Annotated in this window: 4 protein-coding genes; all 4 read left to right on the forward strand. The window is 40.2% G+C overall.

The window, feature by feature from the left end; translation table 11 throughout:
* A partial coding sequence (locus ACFILL_RS09080) for a lysozyme (RefSeq protein WP_375643810.1) occupies window positions 1-540 on the forward strand: 540 nt, incomplete at its 5' end.
* Complete coding sequence (locus tag ACFILL_RS09085; protein ID WP_012754703.1) at window positions 537-764, forward strand: hypothetical protein; 228 nt, start codon at window positions 537-539, stop codon at window positions 762-764. The genes ACFILL_RS09080 and ACFILL_RS09085, both read left to right, overlap by 4 nt.
* Window positions 765-880: 116 nt before the next feature.
* The gene (locus ACFILL_RS09090) at window positions 881-1,111 is read left to right on the forward strand and encodes a hypothetical protein (RefSeq protein ID WP_273791210.1); all 231 of its coding nucleotides are present in this window, start codon (window positions 881-883) and stop codon (window positions 1,109-1,111) included.
* 24 nt (window positions 1,112-1,135) lie between these two features.
* Window positions 1,136-1,919 (forward strand): DNA adenine methylase (locus ACFILL_RS09095; protein WP_375681099.1); only part of this gene is annotated, 784 nt, incomplete at its 3' end.

A 1,919-nucleotide genomic window follows, 5' to 3' on the forward strand; every position in this document is an offset into this window, starting at 1 on the left:
CACCCCCTTGTCAAAAAAGGCATGTGTATTAGCCAAGAGCAAGCAGAAGAAATCCTTTGTGAAGACTTAAAGCAATTTGAGAAGACGGTAGAGGAATCGGTCACGGTTTCGTTAACGGATTGCCAATTCGCGGCATTGGTCTCATTTTGCTATAATGTAGGAACAGCTGCTTTTCGCAAGTCAACATTGTTGAAGAAGCTTAATCAAGGGGATTATGAAGCCGTACCTGTTGAATTACAGAAATGGAATAAGGTGGGTGGGAAGCCTCTTGCGGGTTTAGCCAACCGTCGAGCAGCAGAAGCAGGATTATGGGTAAAAGGGTCTTATGTTTCTTCGAATTATCAAAGGGTAGAAACGAAAACGGCAACCGGACTTCTTAAAATAGAAGCACTTGCCCCGATTATAGGGTCTTGTTCTGGTTTTGGTGGCTTGTTAGCAGGCAATGGACCGGTGCAATGGGCATTAGCAGGCATCATGGTTTTAGCGGCTGTAACGGGCATAGTGATTGTCGCCAAGCGGTTTCGGGAGCAACGCTTATGATTTTTTGGCTAAAGAAATATTCTCTGATGTTTACAGCGGCTTTAGCCGTTTTTTTTATGGCTTTAGCCAAGGCGTTTCACCTTGGCAAGCAAAGCGAAAGGCAAAAGCAAACAGAGAATGCTTTAAAGACAGCAACAACGCGGCTTGAGGTGGAAAATGAAGTTAATCAAAAAAGTGATGCTGGTGTGCGCTCTGAACTTTCTCGTTGGGTGCGCGGCAAATAGGTCTGTTTCTTGTGGTGGCTGGTTGCCCATTTATTTGGATAATAAGGATGTTGCGGTCATCAGTTCCAACCTTGCAAGAGATATTTTGAAGCATAACAAGCAGGGAGCCCATTTATGTGGTTGGAAAGATGGTCAAGAAACGAAGCAGCAAAGATAAAGATCTTACAGAAAAAGAACAACAGCTCCTTCACGAGATGATAGAGACCTATCAAGGTTTAAAGATGATGTCACGCATCATGAAATTGATAGCCTTTATTGTCTTTATGTTTGTAATAGATTTTTCCCGTTTTGTGGACGCCATAGAGAATAGCTTCTCACATCTTAAAAGATGGTTAACCAAAAGTTAAATATCAAATCTCTCCTTTAAAAATATGATGAAACAAGAATTTACACAAACATTGTTTGCGTGGATGGGTGGTAAACACTATCTGCGTAAGAAAATTATACCGATTTTAAATAATATTGACCATGAAACCTATGTTGAACCGTTTTTAGGCTCTGGTGTTATTTTCCTAAATAAAAGACCAGCAAAATATTCCGTGATTAATGATCTGAATGGAGAGATCACGAACCTGTTTCAATGTGTTCAAAATAACTTTGATGATTTAGCCAAACGACTAGAATGGTTTGTTTGTTCAAGACAGTTGTTTTTTGAACTTGCGGCGATTGAACCAGAAAGCCTTTCCAAAGTTGAAAGAGCCGCACGTTTTTTGTTTCTCCAACGTTGTGTGATGTATGGGAAAAAAGAGTATGTCTCTTTTAGTTTTGGAAGGAAAAGAACGGCAGAGTTTAATCCCGAAAAGCTGTTATCAAGGATGAGGCGTGTTAGACAGAAGCTTCTTGATACGACAATCTTAAATTTGTCGTGGGAACGGGTTATCGAGCTATTTGATGCACCCGACAGTTTATTTTACCTAGACCCGCCTTATCTAGTGAAGAAGAAGTGTTACAGCTCTGGGAATTTTGTTGAAGATGATTTTGTGAGTATGGCAAAAGTTCTCAAAAGCATACAAGGCAAATTTGTCTTGAGTCTAAATGATTGTGATGCGGTTCGAGAGATCTTTAAGGATTTTGACTTTTTAGAATTAGAGACCCTTTGGACCTCTGGTTTTGCTAAAAAACCACCCCGAAAAGAACTCTTGATTCGTAATAATT

The sequence above is a fragment of the Bartonella sp. AP20NXHL genome (assembly GCF_042196165.1).
Classification (GTDB): Bacteria; Pseudomonadota; Alphaproteobacteria; order Rhizobiales; family Rhizobiaceae; genus Bartonella.